This window comes from Bradyrhizobium sp. MI1.7, assembly GCF_055811795.1.
The window spans coordinates 1-304 of record NZ_JBVVPO010000284.1; the positions used below are offsets into that span (position 1 = coordinate 1).

Genomic DNA, 304 nt, shown 5'->3' on the forward strand with positions numbered 1-304 from the left:
CTTACGCCCATTCCTCGCGAGACAAGAAAGTCTCTTCAACTGCGTCCTCCGCTGCGCTCCGGCCCGAGCGGGTGCGTCGCCGATCGTCCTCGGCCTCTAGATCGCCATCGAGGCCGCGGTGGTCGCAGGCTCGAAACACAACAGGAGAAGTGACATGGCTAACATCGGTTCTTTCAAGAAGGTCGGCAACGATTTCCAGGGCGAGATCGTCACCCTGAGCTTACAGGCCAAGGGCGTCCGCATCGTCGCCGAGACCAATCGCTCCAACGAGAACGCGCCCAGCCACCGCATCTACGTAGGCCGG

1 protein-coding gene is annotated in these 304 nt (G+C 61.8%); it reads left to right on the forward strand.

Going from position 1 to position 304, the window contains the following annotated elements; genetic code table 11:
- Positions 1 to 154 precede the first annotated feature (154 nt).
- The coding region (locus tag AC0L3X_RS47530) for a DUF736 family protein (protein WP_473317669.1) at positions 155 to 304 on the forward strand (150 nt) is incomplete at its 3' end.